Raw genomic sequence first — 16,365 nt, forward strand, 5'->3', positions numbered from 1 at the left:
AGACATCGGTGAGTTCCTTTCCGCTTTGACGGGTGTCAGCCAAGAACCGATCCACTATGGGCTTGGGCACGCTACGGCGCTTTCGCAGCCGTCAGGATAGACGGATACGCCATGGTTGTACTCGCCCACTGACTGGGACCATACCGGTACCCGTACCAGTATTCAAGCGGTCGGTGTGATGACACTCAGATACCCCCTGGGGTAGTATTTGGGATGTCTACAGAAATGGGGAATTCAATGCTCGGCGACGAGGACACCATCACCGCGGTGCTCAACCGATTGCGGCGCGCGCAGGGTCAGCTCGCCGGGGTGATCGCCATGATCGAGCAAGGCCGCGACTGCAAAGACGTGATCACCCAGCTCGCGGCGGTCTCCCGCGCCCTTGACCGGGCCGGCTTCAAGATCGTGGCGTCCGGTCTGCGGGACTGCATCAGCGAGAGCAGCTCAGGCGAGGCACCGCGGTTGACCGAGACCGAGCTGGAAAAGCTGTTTTTGGCCTTGGCCTAATCGTGGCCTAAATGGGTGATGCGGACAGATAGCAAAAGACCAGGCCCGCTTTTCGCGTGCGCCGCAACCGACTTGCGCAGTCGCGGCGTCGGCAGGTGAACTGACAAGGAGGGTTGTCATGCAAGACCAGGTGTTGACGGAGCCCGGCATGTTCGGGATGCCCAAGCCGGAGGGGTGGACGATCGAGCGGATCGTGAGCCTCGTAGCCGGGGCTGTGGTGCTCGCAACGCAGATCGCGCAGACCGCGCGATCTGAGCATTCGGGACTCCTGCGGCTGCTCGCGGGATGGGTCGGTGCGAACTTGTTGCTCAACGCGGCAGTGGGCTGGTGTCCACTAAGTGTGCTGCTGCATCGCGCGGGGATTTCGACGGCTGCCGAGCGGTAGGCTATCGACTCCGCCCGGCGATCAGCCTCCGCTGTGGGCAGGACATCTGTCCACTGGCGCCGGTTAACAAGGCATCGGCGGCGATTCGCAAACGACTAGCCTCCAGAACCCATTGGTCTTGCCGACACTTACCCGCGACCCGCGGCGAGCGCCGCCGCTGAGCGGATCGTCTTTCTAGCTCTAGCAGGGCGCAGCGCAGCGTGTGCTCCACTGGCCGCTTGCGCAAGAAGCTGAATTGCGCTGATGTGAACGACCACGCTCACCCCGCCACGGGGCGCGCTGGCTCCAAATGTCCTTGGTAAGAGCCGCCTTTAGCGAGCCTTTAGCGTCGAAAACACTGGATGGCCTGGTCTAAAGTTCCAGACCGTAATCGAGGCCTTGCTCGCGATCCTGACTGCGGCTGAGGTGCTCGTCGATGAAGCGTTGCCGCTCGATCCGCTCATCGAGGATGTCATCGTGCCAGCGGGCGTAGGCAGTACGGCGGGCGTGTACGGCGTTCGTATGCCGGGCCAGCAGGTGTTGCATCCGCTGGGGAAGCTGCGCTCGGTCTTGGGTGTGGGCGGCGATGTCGTGCGCGGTGCGGGCCCGTTCGTCGCGGTTAGCGATGATCGTGCGCACCAGCTGGGCGGCCTGGGCGCTGGTGCCGCGGCGCGCCACGTGCACACCCGGCTGCTCTTCGGCGTGCTCGTGTTCGGTTTCTCCGGCACGCCGCTCGTACAAGTACGCCCCATTTGATTCGCGGCCGCGGGTGAGTGCGACGTAGAGCAGGTTGCGGCTGGTGTTTTCGCCGAGCACGGCGTGGGTGGTGTCGGCGGTGACGCCTTGGGCGGAGTGCACGGTGACCGCATAGCCGTGGGTGACATGTTCCTGGAGGTAGTCGCCGGTGAAGGCGACACGCGCGCCATCAGAGAGCCGGCGCGCGGCAATCCGGTCATGGTCGGAGTCCACGGCGAACACGCGCCAGCGCTGCCCGTTACGCACCGGATCAGCGGTCTTAGCGAAGTCCGCGGCGTCATGAACCGGGTTGGTGGGGTCGTTGCGTCGGCTGATGATCACATCACCCTTGGCGATGCGGTGTCCGCGCGCGGCCGTTACGGTCGGCGCCTGGCTGCTGATGGTGTCGTCGTGGACGCGCCGGTTGAGCGCATCGGCCATCTCTTTGGTGTCGCAGATCAGCAGCGCATCCTTCCCGTTCTCGACATCGCCGCGGTAGGCGGTCAGGGCGTCGGCGGCCATCGCGATGTCATCGCCGGTGTGCAACCGCCCGTTCGCGCGGTACCAGTCCACGGCGCGCCGCACCGGGGCCGGCCCGCCGTCGCGTACCGCCAGCGACGCGGAGCGCTCGGCGGGGTCGCGCATCCGCCACACCTCCGACAGTGTCTGCGTCCACGGCAAGTCGGTGCACAGTTGGGCGAACATGCCTCCGCGCGCCTTGACCGGGCTCAGTTGGTGGGCATCACCGACCAGCACCGCTTTGATGCCCGCCTTGGTGGTCGCCGCCAACAGCCGGCGTAGATCGTCGGTGCCGACCATGGCGGCCTCATCAACGATCACCACACCGGGCCGGCGCAACGACAACGTTCCGTCACGCAACGCCGTGACCGCCTTAGCGACGGTGTAGCCGACATCCCCGGCACCCTCCCGGATGGCGACATCGACGGCCTTACCGGTCGGGGCCACCACAATCACCTGACCCCGAAACCGGCGCGCCGCACTGGCCAACGCGCGCAGTGAGGTGGTCTTACCCGCCCCGGCCGGCGCCGACAGCGGGCACACCAGCCACGGCGAACCCGCAATGTTGCACACCGCGCGTTCCTGGTCGGGCGAGAGCCCGGCGCTGTCGTGCTCGTTGACCCAAATCTGGGCCCGCACATCGTGGGCGTCCACGAGATCCAGCACGCCTTGTTCCTCAGCCAGAAACGCCTCCAGGGTGAACCGGTCATGGCCCTCACGCTGATGCGCCAACCGCGGCGCGCTCACCCGCAAACCCAGCGCGTCGACGGCAGCCTCCACCATCTCCCGCGGGGAGCCCTCGGCATCCACGGGCAGCTGCGCCCCGATCAGCTCGATCAGGTCGGCGCGGGTGAAGGTCGCTTTGTCCATCGCCTCGGCCGCGCCCAACAAGGTGCGCCGATCCAACGGTACTTTTGACGCCGCGCTGCGCGCCCGCCGCGCCGTCCGCGCCGCCACAAACGCGGCGCGGTCTTGTCCTAGACCGCGCGCGTCCGCCCGCCAGGATTGGGCTAGTTGCGCCCAGGCGAGTTGTTCGGGTTTGTGCGGGCGGGTGGCTTTCTGCGCGGCCGCCAACTGCGCTTGTGTCACCTTGGCGCCGTCGACGACGACCAGGTTGTTCGCCGCCCACTCCCGCAACGCCGTCGAGCGTTGCGACCACGCGGTGATGCTGGCCGGGTCGATGCCGGCGATCTCAGCCATCCCCGTTCCGGGGTCGACCGGCGCCCACTCCAACCCCAACGACCGGTGCAGTTCGCGGCGCAGGGTGGCCTGGTAGATCACCCCGGCGGCTTTGGCTTCGTGATACAGCGACGTGCCATCAATCGACACCAGTTTCCCATCGGCGCGGGCTTGGCGATTCGGCACCAGCACATGGGTGTGTAGGTGCGGATCTCCTGCGCGGCTCGTCTCGTGCTGGTAGGCCACCGCGACTAATCCCGGCAGCCGCACCAGGTCTTTGTCACCGGTGGCCGGGTTGTGTACCCGGCTGTAGCCGGCATGCGCGGCGAGGTATTCCAGCGCCTCGGCGATGGCGGTGGTGTGCGCGGAAAGGACCGCTTTGTCGGCCACGTCATCACCGCGCAGCGCACGGATCAGCGACACACTTTTGGGTGCGCAAAACGTCAAATCAAACCCATGCACCGACCGCTTGCCGAACCCGCGACCGCATACTCCGTTGGGGGCGGCGCCGTCATCGAGCCAGCGCGCCACCACCTCCGGATCGGCCTGCCCGCCGGCGCGCTGCACATCACTCAACCCCACCAACTCGGCGGCCTGATGGGCGTCGCCGGTGCACACCCACACCGGGGTGCGGGTGTCGTGCTCGCCGTAATACTCCCCCAACCCGCCACCCGCGCGCTGCAGATCAGTCGCAGCCTGGCCGGCCGCGCGGGCGGTGTCGTTGTAATAGTTGACCGACCAGCGCGAGAGCTTCGCAATCGTCAACACTTGGCCACCACCTCCGCCGCGCCGGCCGCCGCCAGGCGGCCCCCCTGCTGGCAACACAAACGTGTGCCAGCAGCCAACCTCGCACACCCTTGTGCAAATGTGCCCTAGCGACACGCGGATGCAGGGATGTGGTTGCTGGGCGGGGTCAGCGGGAGGGGCTGCGGGAAGCCCAGGTGTGCAGGGGGGTTTGGCAAAAGGTGAGGCGGATAAACCTGCGGAAGAGTTGAGTGGACAGCTAGTGACCATGGGCGAGGACGACGAGCTGGCCCGGCTGTGGCGCAGCGTCGAGGGAACTATCCGCCGAGCTGCCGCCCGCCGACCGGCGCGCCGTGCGCAACGCCATCGCCACCAGCGTCCAGGAAGGCCACCACCCCACCGCCGGGCGACATCACCAACCTGGTCGCCTTCGCCGCCGGACGCATGAGCATGGCCGACTACCTCACCCACGTCACCCAGACCACCCACCGCCAACGTTCCTAGCGCACCTAACAAATCGGTTTCCAACCGATAGTTAGAGTCGCTACCCAAAGCGCTTCGGGTATCGCAGCAGTGGCGCTTACGAGCGCGCCCAATCGCGTTCACCGCGGGCCGCGTTGGGCACGACATGCGCGCGGGCCGCGGCCACCGCGGCCGCCTGGCGCGCGGCATCCTCGGCGACAGCTTGAGTGCGTTTGTCTGCGGCGCGGCGCGCAGCCGCGGCCGCGGCCGCGCGCGCCGCGGCATGCCCGCTGCTGGCCAGTGCGCGCCGGCCGGCCTCGCGGGCGCACTGGTGCTCGGTGTGCGCGGTGTGCTGTTCGGCAAGGTGCGTCTGGTGCGCCGCGAGCTCGGCAGCCTCGCGTGCCTCATCTAGCGCGGCGGGACGTTCGGCGAGGTGTTCAGTGCCATGCCAGGCCAGCATCGCCCCCAACAGCCCGATCGGCTTGTGCGGGTAATCCGGGATACGCCGGCCGCCAACGCCGAGCCAATCGGTGACGAGCTGGTTGAGATCCCGCGGCGTCCATTGATGTGCTGCCGGCGCGGCCAACAACCCCGCCCACGCCGCCGGGCTGTGCCGCCGCGCCCACGGCGGAGCCCCCGCATCGGCGCGCCAGGCCCGCGCCAGCGCCAACCCCCCCGCATCCGGGCCCGCGCGCCGCGCAGCGGTGCGCCTACCGACGCCCCCTGGGCGCCGGTCCTCGGTAGTAACCACAGATTCACCGCAAGGTTTGGAACTAAAAAGAGACCCTTCGGGATGGGGTGACAGCGCTTGAACCAGCCGGGCCAGCTGGGCGTCCTCGTGCAGCGCCCATACCGATGCCCAGCCGCGGCCACGGTCCCCCACCCGCCACGACGCCAAGCGCTCAACGAGGGTGCGTTGGCGCCCGCGCAGCACCTCAGTCGCCACCCCCAGCAGCCGCAGCGCGGCATCGGCGCGCTGCACGGTGCGCACCGAGTAACCGGTGTCCGCGGCCAAGCGCTCATTGCTGGGCCGACACTGCCGGCCGGTGGCGTGCTCGGCGTAGCGCGCGCGGGCCGCAGCGACCACCACGACAGCTGTGCGGCTGACTTGGTTGTCCCCCATCACCGGACGCACCTGGGTGTCGTAGCGGCAGTCATAGGCCACCGGAACGGTAAACGTCACCCACCGCTCAGCCCGACCTGTCCAGCACGGCACCCCCGCCCACGGCGCCTCACCAAGCTCGAGCACAATCGCCGCAAAAGCCGCCGCTTCAGATCGCCGGCGAGCATCATGGTCGGCAGCCGCCAATCGCGCCGCCCATGGCCGCGTACGCGCCACACCACACCGCGGCCGCAGCGAGGTACACCCGCGATACGGGCGGGCAACTTCTGGAATGTCACGGTTTCGCGCGTCGTCTAGAACCGCAGACGGGTATGCGCTACCGTGAGAGCTGTCCAGCAAGACAGACCCCTTCGGGGATGGTGCGAAAGCACCGCCCGAGCCGAGTTGGTACCTCGGCTCACGACGAACCCTCGGCATTGCCGGGGGTTTCGTCGTTTGTTGGCGGCCTACTTCCGCGCGGCTATTGAGATGTTCGTGCTGCCAAAGCAAGTCCCGTCGGGACTACATCGCCAACGGCAAAACCTCCTCGTCCCGGTTTAATTCGCGAACTAGATGCGGCAAGCCAACATGCACGGCGAGCAGATCGGCCACGTATTGAGACACCGACGACACACCGGCCGCGGCCGCGCGTTGCTTGACGCGCTCCATGACTTCACGCTCGGGCCTGATGGTCTGGCCGGCCCGGTCGCCCTTGTTGTACTGCGGCATGGGCTGGACACTGCCAGCAAAAGGCTGAACCTGGTTCACGACACGCCGTGTCCTCGTGATGTTTTCGTGATCGGCACGGAGAACTGCGGTGCGGACGAGGATCTGATCTGGTGCCGCAGGAGTTCGTGACCTCGGACGATTGGCCCAACATTTGCGGTTGTCTGCCGGCGGGCTTGGGACGCCGTGAGCACCGGGTGTTCATCGATCCCGGCCGCCGAACAGGTTGCGCTGCTGCCCAATATGCCCGTCGGCGATCTGTACGCGATCGGCTTGACATCAACCGCTTAGCGGCGCGGATTCCTGAACGCTGTTACGGGTTGCGGTGATCGTCGTCGCCGGCTGAGAACATTTCGGTGAGCCGGGCGAGGTTGGCTTTGAAGTCCCGGTATGCCGCACGGCGCTCGTCGTCGGTGGCGTAGTCCTCGCCGTATCGGTCGAGCCATGCTTGCCAGTGCTCGGCTGCATCCATGTTCACGAGACCCACGGTATGACGACCTTCCGACATGTGACGGCTCCTTCTTTGGTTGGCCCCTTCCTCGTACTGGCCGCTCTTGTGCGTGGGGGTGGTGGCTGTCAAGGCTCGGCCCGTGGTCGACCGCGCAGCGGCATGGCGCTTGACAGCCACCACCCCCAACGTCCACCACAATCGCGGTCGAGGAGGGGCCGGTGGATCGCACTTGACGTGCGGTAATGCAAGTCCATATAGGAATATGCGCGTACTTATGGACGCGCATATTGATGGTGTCAGAGACGTGCGAGAAGCTGAGCGGGCGTGATCGCTGGTGGTTCGAGTCCGGCGGTCAAGAGGTCGTTATCACCGGTGACGATTACGGCGTCGGCAGCGTCGGCAAGTGCGACCAGGTAGTCGTCGTTTGGGTCGCGCACTTTCGTTTTGGGCGGTCCCGGATCGTCGCGCAGATCAGCATGGCCGCCGAGGCTCTCGACGAAGGCGATCGCGTCGGCGACGCTGATCCAGCGCCGGAATTTCGGCCGGATCAGCACGGCGGCGAGTTCGTCGAGCAGATGCTGGGTCGCCACGGCGGTGACCTCGCCGTCAGCTACGGTCTGCGCGACCCGGGCGGGGGTGCCGTACGGGTTGATTACAGCCGAGACCCACACGTTGGGGTCGATGACGACCCGCAGTGGTTGGTCCAGGACTCAGCCCGCCTGGCGGGGCGTCCGCTGCGCTCGTACCGCGGCCAGCTCCTCGGCGGCGAGCTCTGCGGCTTCTTCCTCGCTGGGGGCCTCTTCAGGGCTGACGCCGGCCCAGATCCGCTCAAGGGTCTCAGCGAATCCCAAGTGCCGCCGCAGCGCGTCCTCGAAGACTTCGTATTCGCGCTTACCCGACCGTGCGGCGGCTATCTTCGCCGCGCGGAGCAGCGCCTCATCGATGTAGACGGTGGTCTTCTTTCGCCCCATAATCACCATTTTAACAGAAAAACGGCTGACACGCGAGAGGGGTTGCCTACGCATGTGGATGCACATATGGATGTATGGTTTTGCATCGTGATTTGGTCACTTGTGCATACGAAGGGCGGCGTCGCGAAGACGACGACCTGCATGTTTTTGGCGGCGGCGGCCGTGCGGCGGGGTGTGCCGGCGCGGGTGGTGGACGCTGATCCGCAGGGCTCGGCGAGCTCGTGGGCGGATCGTGCGGCGCACGTGGGTACGCCGCTGCCATTTGATGTGACGCCGGTAACCGCGGCGGGGTTGCGGGAGCTGTCCAGCGAGCCAGGCGAGCTGGTTCTGGTGGATACACCGCCGGGAACGGCGGCCGCGATCGACGCGGCGATTGATTCGGCAGACCTGGTGATCATTCCGACCGGCCCTCGGGCGGCGGATATTGACCGGGTGTGGCCGACGCTGGATATCACTGCGCACCGGTCGACGACGGTCCTTTTGACTCTCGTTGACATGCGAAAGGTGGAGGCGGTGGAAGTACCGCGCGGCCTGATTGAGGCGAACGCGCCGGTACTGCGCAACGTCGTGCGGGATCTGACTGCGGTCGAGCGGGCGTTCGGCCGCGGCATTCCGCGGTATCTGGGTGACTACGGCGATGTTTTCGACGAGCTGTGGGCATCGGTAGGGCTTGAGGAGGTACCGGTATGACGGCGAAGTCCACGACAGCGGATGCGGTGCGCGCGTCGGTGATTCGCCGGCCGACCGGTGCTGCCGCGGCTGCCCGGGCGGCGAGCACATTTCAAAGCGTCGACGAAGCGCCCGACAGCAGTGCGGTAGCCAGAGCCGCAGTGCATGAGACGATGCGCACCACGCTGCACCTGCCGTCGTCGCTGCGGACCGGGCTCAAGCGCCGCGCCCTAGACGCAGACACCACGATGACGGAACTGATTCGCGCTGCGATCAATGCTGGCCTGCAGAACGCCGCAGGATTAGCGGCGGCCTCGATGGCACACCGACGCGCAAGCGGCGGGGCCCGGACCACGCTGGACCTTCCCCGTGATATGCACCGAACGCTTAAGCGCTTAGCGGCCGACGAGGACACCAGCGTGCAAGCGCTGGTGTCGGCAGCGGTTGTGCGGGCATATCCTGACTTGGCGTAATGCGGTTATGTATGTCCATATGTACGCGCGTATTGATCGCTATATGTATGTCTGACTATGAGGACTGATGAGCGCGGTTTCTGCAGTTAGCCCGGAGGAGGCGGCAGCGGTGGCCGAGGCGGCGTTGGCCCTGGCCGGCTACGAGGTGGCGCAGTTCGTGCGTGAGGTGTGTGGGTAACGATCGTTCGCGCGACAGCCAGGCGTGTCGGGCGTTTCAGCAGGATGGGCCTGTAACGCTTGCCGTGGCCGCGCCAACGTCAACGTGTCGGGGGTTGGCGATACGGTCTGGCCTATGCGGATCGGCTATGGGCGGGTTTCCACTCGCGACCAGCATCCTGAGGCTCAATGTGATGCGCTCACCGCGGCGGGCTGTGATCGGGTCTTCCTCGATACGGCGTCGGGCACGCTGGCCCGCCGGCCGGAGCTGGACAAGGCGCTGCTGTCGGCCAACCGGGCCGGCGATCAGCTGGTGGTGACCAAGCTGGACCGGCTGGGCCGCTCGCTGGAACACCTCATCGAGTTGTCCCAGCGCCTGCAGGCCGCCGGCGTGGATTTGGTGGTGCTCGACCAGGGCATCGATACCTCCACGGCCATCGGCCGCATGTTCTTCCAAATCCTCGGCGCGATCGCGGAATTCGAGCATGCGTTGATGTCGGAGCGCACGATAGACGGGCTGGCCGCGGCACGGGCCCGCGGTCGTACCGGTGGGCAAAAACCCAAACTCGGTCCCCGACAAGCCAAGCTGGCCCGGCAGATGTACGACGAGAAAGACGACCACGGCAAACGCCGCTACACCGTGGCCCAGATCGCCGCCGAGTTCGGCGTCACCCGGCCCACCATCTACCGCCACCTGAACACAGTTGCCGGTGGCGTCACGTGACGCCATATCGCCGAAGGCTCGCCGCCACACTGAAGATCACACCCACAACCGGGCCGTTGCATGAGCCACACGGGCGCTACGCCGGCGGTCATGCAGCACAATGGTCGCCGCAACCGCCAGACAGGCTAGGGCGGGGGGAACCAGCGCATGGTCGCCGATCCGGTTCCCGATCAGCACCCCCACCGCGGCGCCGCCAACGAACAACACCACGGTCGTGGTCAGCACGGTGGCCTTCCACTTGTCTACCCCATGGCCAGAGCTGCGACCCACGAGCAGCCCAAGGTCAGTGATGGTTCCAGTGAAGTGCGTGGTGCGAACCGGCATTCCGGGAAAGTTGGAGGTCATCCCATTTTGCAGCCCGCACGCACCCGCGGCGAGCGCAGCCCTGGCGATCGGGTGCTCCAGGCCAGCAGCGGCGACCAGCAACGCGGCCTCGGCCAGCAAGACCACGGCGTGACGCGGGCCGATAAAAGCCCTCGCTGCGGCCAGCACCCTACCCGCGGCGGTCGCCCCCACGAAAAATCCGAACACGATCGCCGCAATCATGCGGCCCTGATAAACAAGCGGATAAGTGCTATGCATGCCCGCCTGGGTGGTCAACGCGGTAAGGTTGCCCACCGGAAACGCCCACACCAACAACGCCACCGAATTGACAAACCCCGCAATCCCGGCGAGTACCCCGCTATAGGCCAGCCGCGATGCCGGCGAAACCCACGCCGCAGCAGCAACCGGCGGTGCTGACATCGTTTCTTCCTGTCCGGTCATGCTGGTGTAATGGCCGTCAGCAGGGTGCGCAACCGCTGCTCTTCTGGGCTTCCGGCGTATAAGTCGAGCCAGGTTGTCAGGATCCTGAGCACAGCGGCAGGTAGCGGAACGCCGACCTCAACAACGGCCGCGAGAATCCGCTCAATTGCTCGATGGTGTTCGCCACAACCCAATTCGACGAAGGCCATGGTGCGCTGATCAACGGTCAGGCAATGCGCCGCCGCGTCAATCAGTAGCCAGGCGACCATGGCGTCTGGGGGTGTCTTTGCCGGATTGGGAGGTTGACGCCGTTTCACCACTGGCGTCCCCAAGCCGTACCTAGCGCCGATCTTATTCACGCTGAGCGACGATGCGCCCGACTTCGCGGCGCTGGATCGGATCAGGCCATCGCCCGGCACTCCTGAGCGCAGCGGCGACAAGATGCCGCGCAGGCGCGGCAGTAATCGTTGTCGTACTTGTCGCACTCGGCCGCGCACGCATCACAAATCTCCGCGCACAACTGGCACAACCGGGCCGCCCAACGCGACCCGCGGGACACCAGCGTCACACACGCCGCGCAAATCGCTGCGCAGTCCAGGCATAACCGGGCGCAGTCGGCCATCTTCGCATCGTTGACGCAACAGTTGTAGGCGCACGCCTCACACGCCGCCTGGCATTCCGCGCACGCATCCAGACAGGCCTGGTTCGCCGCTACCGTCATGACAAAACCTCCTCACTCGTCAATCACCAAGTCGGGACTCCCCGTCGCCACAAACGGGGCCTCTCCCGCGGCGACCTTAGGAGGGACTCCCGCGCCTACCCTAGTCCGGCTCTTCGGCTTCGACCAGGGGGATCAGCATGAATTTTTGGGGTGCGGCCCGCTCCGGACGATCCCACCGGCTCTTCCGAAGTCTCGATCGCATCTTCGCCATTGCATCGCCATCACCGGACGCCACCGCGCGCTATCAACCTTCGCTTGCCATAGCCACTTCATACCGTACCCCGTAAGGTATGAGCCCATGGCAGGTCATCAGTGTGCTGGCAGATAGCGGCCGTTCCGGGCGCGCCATGTGAAGGGGAACTACTTGACTGGCACGGACGAAAGGCCACGAGTGAAGGGGACCTCCCATGTTGACCTTTCTCAAGCGGGTTTGGGTACCGCTGGTCGTTGTGGTGGCGGTTGCGCTCGGCAGTGTCGCCGTTGACCGGCTCCGCGGCGTCTTCGGCTCCGAGAAGATTTTTTCCGCCACCGGCAGCAGCGCCGAACCGCTGGTGGCTTTCCATGTCAAGCGGGTGACATATGAGGTTTACGGGCCCGGCGGGACAGCGGGAAGCGTGAGCTACTTGAACAAATATGCCCAGCCGGAGCAGGCGGGCTTCACCGGCCTGCCGTGGACCTACACGCTGACGACGACGGTACCGGCGGTGATCGCCAATGTGGTCGCCCAAGGCAACAGCGACAGCATCGGGTGCCGCATCACGGTGAACGGTGAGGTCAAAGACGAGCAATCCTCGGCCGGGCACCACGCCCAAACTTCGTGCCTGGTGAAGGCCGCATGAGCGGCGACGGGAACCCGCGTCCGAGGTTCATGCGGGGGGTGCGCATGTTCGCGGTGCCGATCATCCTGGCGTGGCTGCTTTTGACGGTCGCCGTGAACGTGTTCGTGCCACCGATCGAGTCGGTCGCGAGGAACCACGCGGTGACGGCGTCGCCGAAAGATGCCCCCTCAGAGATCGCCGCGCGGCGCATCGGCGCGAAGTTTCACGAGTCCGACTCCGACAGCATCGCGATGGTTGTCCTGGAAAGCGGCAACGAACTCGGCGAGCAGGCGCACCGCTTTTATGACGGTTTGGTGCATAAGCTGCAGGCCGACGCCAAACACGTGCAGCATGTCCAAAACGTGTGGGGAGATCCACTGACTGCCGCCGGCGTCCAGAGTCGGGACGGCAAAGCCGCCTATGTCCAACTCAATCTGGCCGGCAACCAGGGCAGCACCCAGGGTAACGAGTCCGTCAAAGCGGTCCGGGAAATCGTCGACGATTCAGCGCCGCCCAAAGGACTCAAGGTCTACGTCACCGGCCCGGCAGCGCTGACAACGGACATGAACGAAGCTGCCGACAAAAGCATGTTCAAGATGATGGGCGTCACCGGCGTGGTCATCATGATCATGCTGTTTATCACCTACCGCTCCATCAGCACGGTGCTGCTCGTTTTGGTCATGGTCGGTTTCGAGATGGGCACCGCCAGAGGGCTCGTCGCGATCCTCGGGAACTACGACCTGTTGAAATTTTCGACCTTCGTCGTTGCGATGCTCTCGTCGCTGGCCATTGCGGCGGGCACGGACTATGCGATATTCCTGATCGGGCGTTATCACGAGGCGCGGCAGGCCGGCGAAGACCGGGAAACCGCCTACTACACGATGTTTCGCGGCACCTACCACGTCATCCTGGGATCAGGGCTGACGATCGCCGGGGCGACTTTCTGCCTGTACCTGGCGCGATTGTCGTATTTCAAAATGCTAGGTATTCCGTCGGCGCTGGGGCTGCTCGTGGTGATCGCGGGAGCGCTGACCGTGGCGCCGGCCGTGGTCACCGTGGCCAGCCGATTCGGCCTGCTGGAACCGAAGCGGATGGCCAAGACCCGCGGGTGGCGGCGCATCGGCACCGCGGCCGTGCGCTGGCCCGCTCCGGTGTTTGCCACCTCGTTGGCCATCGCCATCGTCGGCATCCTGATCATGCCGAGCATGAAGGTCAGCTACAACGATCGCTTCTACATCCCCACGCATCTGCCCTCGACTGTCGGATATGCGGCCGCAGAACGCCATTTCAGCGCCGCCACAATGAACCCCGACATCCTCATGATCGAAAGCGATCACGACATGCGCAACACCGGCGACATGATCATCTTGGACCGGCTTTCCAAAGATATCTTTCGGTCACCGGGCATCGCGATGGTGCAAAGCATCACCCGCCCGTTGGGTGGGCCCATCGAGCACACATCGATACCGTTCCAAATCAGCGCCCAGTCGATTCCGATACGAGAGAACCTCCAGTTCATGAAGGATCGGTCGGCTGACATGCTCAAGATGAGCGACGACCTCGGCGCCGTGATCGGATCGCTGCAGCGCATCGACAACCTGATGGGCCAGATGAGCAATACCACCCATCACATGCTCGGCGACATGAACGAAATGAAGGCCACCCTCGACGAGATGCGGGACCACCTGGCCGATTTCGACGATTTCGCGCGACCGTTCCGCAGCTACCTCTACTGGGAGCCGCACTGCTTCAGCATTCCGGCCTGCTGGGCGTCGAGGTCGGTGTTCGAGGCGATCGACGGTGTCGACAAATTCAGCGACAACATCAAGGCGCTGCTGAAAGACGTGGACAACATCGACACGCTACTGCCGCAGATGCGCCAACAGTTCCCGCTGATCATCGCCGTCGCGACATCCATGCGCGACAGCCTGCTGACCATGCACAGCAGCTTCTCGGGCCTGATAAACCAAATGTCGAAGATGACCGACACTGCCAGCGCGATGGGTGAGGCCTTCGACGCCTCCAAGAGTGGCGACTATTTCTACCTACCGCCCGAGGCATTCGACAATCCCGACTTCCAACGCGGGCTGAAACTGTTTCTGTCGCCGGACGGCAAGGCCGCGCGCTTCATCATCACCCACGACACGGACCCGGCAACCCCGGCCGGCATTGCTGCGGTCATGCCGGAATTGGCCGCCGCCCATCAAGCGGTGAAGGGAACAGCGCTGACCGACGCCAGGTTCTACCTCACCGGCACGGCGGCCATCTACCGCGATATCCAGTCGGGCTCGCACTACGATCTGCTGATCGTCGGAATAGCAGCGCTGACACTGATATTCGTCGTCATGGTGATGATCACCCGCGCCCTGGTTGCCTCCCTGGTGATCGTCGGCACAGTGTTGATCTCGCTGGGCGCCGCCTTCGGGCTCTCGGTGCTGGTCTGGCAATACATTCTCGGGCTGGAACTGAACTGGATCGCACCCGTGTTTGGATTGATCATCCTGCTGGCAGTCGGCTCGGACTACAACCTGCTGCTGGTCTCGCGGTTCCAGGAGGAAATCGGCGCGGGATTAAAGACCGGCATCATCCGCTCGGTGGGCGAAACGGGCCAGGTCGTCACCGCGGCGGGCCTGGTGTTCGCCTTCACCATGATGTCCATGATCGCCAGCGATCTGCGCTCCATCGGCCAGGCCGGCAGCACGATCGGTCTCGGCCTGCTGTTCGACACCCTGGTGGTCCGCTCGCTGATGACGCCCTCGATTGCGGCGCTACTCGGGCGCTGGTTCTGGTGGCCACTGCGGGTGCGGCCGCGCCCGTCCAGCTACATGCTTCGGCCCTTCGGGCCGCGTCGGATGGTTCGTTCCCTCCTGCTGGGTGAGGATGCGCCGCGTTAGAGTTAGAGGGGATGCCATAAGGGCTCTTCAAATTGTTAAAGGGGCAGTTGTGATTTCGCTCTCATAGGGCGTGTCGTTGCATGGGAGGCACTTGGCCTTTCCGGAGCCTGAAGTTGCAAGTTTCACGCGAATGGAAGAACTAAGGGCCGTGTCTGACGGTACGAGCGTGTCGAGCGGCTGGTCGATGGGACTCGGGTGGTGCATGTGGTGGCCGCCGGGCCGACGGCGGCGGCATGCCCAGGGTGTGGAGTGGTGTCGAGTTCGGTGATGGTGACCGTCGAGCAGTTCCGTTGAGTAAGCGCTACGATCAAGCGAGGCCGCTGAACCAGCGCTCCCGTCGAATGCGGGCGAATTCGGCTTTCTCGGCTGCCAGTTCGGCGGTTGGGCCGATGAGAACCCCAGTGGGTTTGGGGCCGCTGAGGAAGTTGGCATACACCTTGGCGACCTCTCCACGGCCGAATTCGATGAAGCATTCCCCGGCTCCGTCATACGGGGCCGGGGGCGGTGTGCCACGCACACGCGCGGTGATGTCGTCGGCGACCACCTGGGCGGCGCGCTCGGCGTACACGCCCGCTTTGGCGGTGTAGGCGGCCGCCACGTCCCCAAGCGCGTACACGTTTGGGAACCGGCTCGCCAGGTTGGCCTTCTCGACGGGTATCCATCCCTGCGGCGCGAGCCCGGACTCCGCGACGACCTGCGGTGCCCGATGCACCGGGATGCCGATGAACAGGTCGTACGGGACGCCGCCGCCCTCGGCGAACTCGGCAAGCTTCGCGGCGGTGTCGAGTCGGCAGACGGTGCGCTTCGGAATGAACGTGATGCCGCGGGCGGTCATGTGCTCAAGGATTGGCTCGGACACTTCCTTGGCGACTGGCACCGGGGCGCCCATATAGCCGGTCACCGTGATCGTCACCTTGTCGCGCAACCCTTGACCTGTGAAGTAATCCTCGAGCAAAAACGCCCCTTCGAACGGCGCCGGCGGGCACTTGTACGGCTCACCGAGGATGCCGATAACGATATTGCCGCCGTCGAACGCCGGCAGCGTGTCGCGCAGGCGTTCAGCCCCGGACAATGTGTAGTACTCATGCCCGTCCTCGGCGAAACCGGGGGTGGCCGCGGGGTCATAGTCGGCGCCCAGTGCCACCACGAGGAAATCGCCTTCGTAGGAACCGGTTTCGGTGCGTACTCTGCGATGCTCCGGGTCGATGGCGGTGATCAGCTCTTGACGGAATTCCACACCCGGGCTGGCTAGCCCCAGATACGGCAGCAATACCTCCTCGGCGTCGCGCCTACCGAGCAACACATCGATCTTGGAAAAGCCGAAAAAGAAGGAATCGTTGCGATCGATCACGGTCACCTGCGCCTCGCCGGCAAGCGACTCCGACAGCCGGCAGGCCACCTCAAGT

At 65.3% G+C, this 16,365-nt stretch carries 18 protein-coding genes; 8 read left to right on the plus strand and 10 right to left on the minus strand.

The annotated features are described in order from the left end of the window. Positions 1-237: 237 nt before the first annotated feature. On the plus strand, positions 238-507 hold the full coding sequence (locus AC0KS4_RS28545) for a metal-sensitive transcriptional regulator (protein WP_054586200.1): 270 nt from the start codon (positions 238-240) through the stop codon (positions 505-507). A 118-nt stretch (positions 508-625) separates the two neighbouring features. Then, entirely contained in the window at positions 626-892 is a 267-nt protein-coding gene (locus AC0KS4_RS28550; RefSeq protein WP_241777332.1) for a YgaP family membrane protein, read from the plus strand. A 351-nt stretch (positions 893-1,243) separates the two neighbouring features. On the opposite strand, the gene mobF is transcribed toward AC0KS4_RS28550, so the two are convergent. Next, positions 1,244-4,072, minus strand: coding sequence for a MobF family relaxase (gene mobF, locus AC0KS4_RS28555; RefSeq protein ID WP_472408552.1), 2,829 nt, complete (start codon positions 4,070-4,072; stop codon positions 1,244-1,246). Between the two features lie 273 nt (positions 4,073-4,345). On the opposite strand from mobF, the gene AC0KS4_RS28560 reads away from it, so the two are divergent. Then, the gene (locus AC0KS4_RS28560; RefSeq protein ID WP_472408553.1) at positions 4,346-4,552 is read left to right on the plus strand and encodes a hypothetical protein; all 207 of its coding nucleotides are present in this window, start codon (positions 4,346-4,348) and stop codon (positions 4,550-4,552) included. A 76-nt stretch (positions 4,553-4,628) separates the two neighbouring features. Here AC0KS4_RS28560 and AC0KS4_RS28565 read toward each other — a convergent pair whose 3' ends face one another. The 5 genes from AC0KS4_RS28565 to AC0KS4_RS28585 form a co-directional block, all read right to left on the minus strand. Continuing rightward, positions 4,629-5,693 (minus strand): helix-turn-helix domain-containing protein, encoded by a 1,065-nt coding sequence (locus AC0KS4_RS28565; RefSeq protein ID WP_241777331.1) that lies wholly within the window; start codon positions 5,691-5,693, stop codon positions 4,629-4,631. A 441-nt stretch (positions 5,694-6,134) separates the two neighbouring features. Further along, on the minus strand, positions 6,135-6,380 hold the full coding sequence (locus tag AC0KS4_RS28570; protein WP_241777330.1) for a toxin-antitoxin system: 246 nt from the start codon (positions 6,378-6,380) through the stop codon (positions 6,135-6,137). A gap of 271 nt (positions 6,381-6,651) precedes the next feature. Next, the gene (locus tag AC0KS4_RS28575) at positions 6,652-6,816 is read right to left on the minus strand and encodes a hypothetical protein (RefSeq protein ID WP_162531776.1); all 165 of its coding nucleotides are present in this window, start codon (positions 6,814-6,816) and stop codon (positions 6,652-6,654) included. A 269-nt stretch (positions 6,817-7,085) separates the two neighbouring features. Further along, positions 7,086-7,496, minus strand: coding sequence for a putative toxin-antitoxin system toxin component, PIN family (locus tag AC0KS4_RS28580; protein ID WP_082408959.1), 411 nt, complete (start codon positions 7,494-7,496; stop codon positions 7,086-7,088). A gap of 3 nt (positions 7,497-7,499) precedes the next feature. Continuing rightward, positions 7,500-7,760 carry a hypothetical protein gene (locus AC0KS4_RS28585; protein ID WP_054586208.1) on the minus strand — a complete coding sequence of 87 codons (261 nt, stop codon included), beginning with the start codon at positions 7,758-7,760 and terminating at the stop codon, positions 7,500-7,502. 54 nt (positions 7,761-7,814) lie between these two features. Between AC0KS4_RS28585 and AC0KS4_RS28590 the strand changes: the two genes are divergently transcribed. The 3 genes from AC0KS4_RS28590 to AC0KS4_RS28600 all read left to right on the plus strand — a co-directional run bounded on the left by AC0KS4_RS28590 (position 7,815) and on the right by AC0KS4_RS28600 (position 9,782). Beyond that, positions 7,815-8,450: a ParA family protein gene (locus AC0KS4_RS28590; RefSeq protein WP_241777329.1), complete on the plus strand. Its 636-nt coding sequence runs from the start codon at positions 7,815-7,817 to the stop codon at positions 8,448-8,450. Next, positions 8,447-8,902: a hypothetical protein gene (locus tag AC0KS4_RS28595; protein WP_054586195.1), complete on the plus strand. Its 456-nt coding sequence runs from the start codon at positions 8,447-8,449 to the stop codon at positions 8,900-8,902. Before AC0KS4_RS28590 ends, AC0KS4_RS28595 begins: the two co-directional genes overlap by 4 nt. A 292-nt stretch (positions 8,903-9,194) precedes the next feature. Further along, entirely contained in the window at positions 9,195-9,782 is a 588-nt protein-coding gene (locus tag AC0KS4_RS28600) for a recombinase family protein (RefSeq protein ID WP_472408554.1), read from the plus strand. Positions 9,783-9,818: 36 nt separating this feature from the next. Here the strand turns inward: AC0KS4_RS28600 and AC0KS4_RS28605 are convergent, their stop codons facing one another. The 3 genes from AC0KS4_RS28605 to AC0KS4_RS28615 are packed head-to-tail and all read right to left on the minus strand — an operon-like array spanning position 9,819 to position 11,247. Next, positions 9,819-10,526 (minus strand): YoaK family protein, encoded by a 708-nt coding sequence (locus AC0KS4_RS28605; protein ID WP_054586210.1) that lies wholly within the window; start codon positions 10,524-10,526, stop codon positions 9,819-9,821. 17 nt (positions 10,527-10,543) lie between these two features. Further along, a complete protein-coding gene (locus tag AC0KS4_RS28610; protein ID WP_472408555.1) occupies positions 10,544-10,885 on the minus strand; it encodes a tryptophanase in 342 nt (113 codons plus the stop codon). Between the two features lie 41 nt (positions 10,886-10,926). Then, the gene (locus AC0KS4_RS28615) at positions 10,927-11,247 is read right to left on the minus strand and encodes a four-helix bundle copper-binding protein (RefSeq protein ID WP_082147695.1); all 321 of its coding nucleotides are present in this window, start codon (positions 11,245-11,247) and stop codon (positions 10,927-10,929) included. A gap of 407 nt (positions 11,248-11,654) precedes the next feature. On the opposite strand from AC0KS4_RS28615, the gene AC0KS4_RS28620 reads away from it, so the two are divergent. Further along, positions 11,655-12,086, plus strand: a complete 432-nt coding sequence (locus tag AC0KS4_RS28620) for an MmpS family transport accessory protein (protein WP_054586203.1) — start codon at positions 11,655-11,657, stop codon at positions 12,084-12,086. Further along, entirely contained in the window at positions 12,083-14,959 is a 2,877-nt protein-coding gene (locus AC0KS4_RS28625; RefSeq protein ID WP_054586202.1) for an MMPL/RND family transporter, read from the plus strand. The genes AC0KS4_RS28620 and AC0KS4_RS28625 overlap by 4 nt, the downstream gene beginning before the upstream one ends. A 307-nt stretch (positions 14,960-15,266) precedes the next feature. Here the strand turns inward: AC0KS4_RS28625 and AC0KS4_RS28630 are convergent. Beyond that, on the minus strand, positions 15,267-16,365 hold a 1,099-nt coding region (locus tag AC0KS4_RS28630), incomplete at its 5' end, for an NAD(P)/FAD-dependent oxidoreductase (protein WP_472408556.1).

The organism is Mycobacterium sp. NTMscope_MAC_12, from assembly GCF_976985675.1.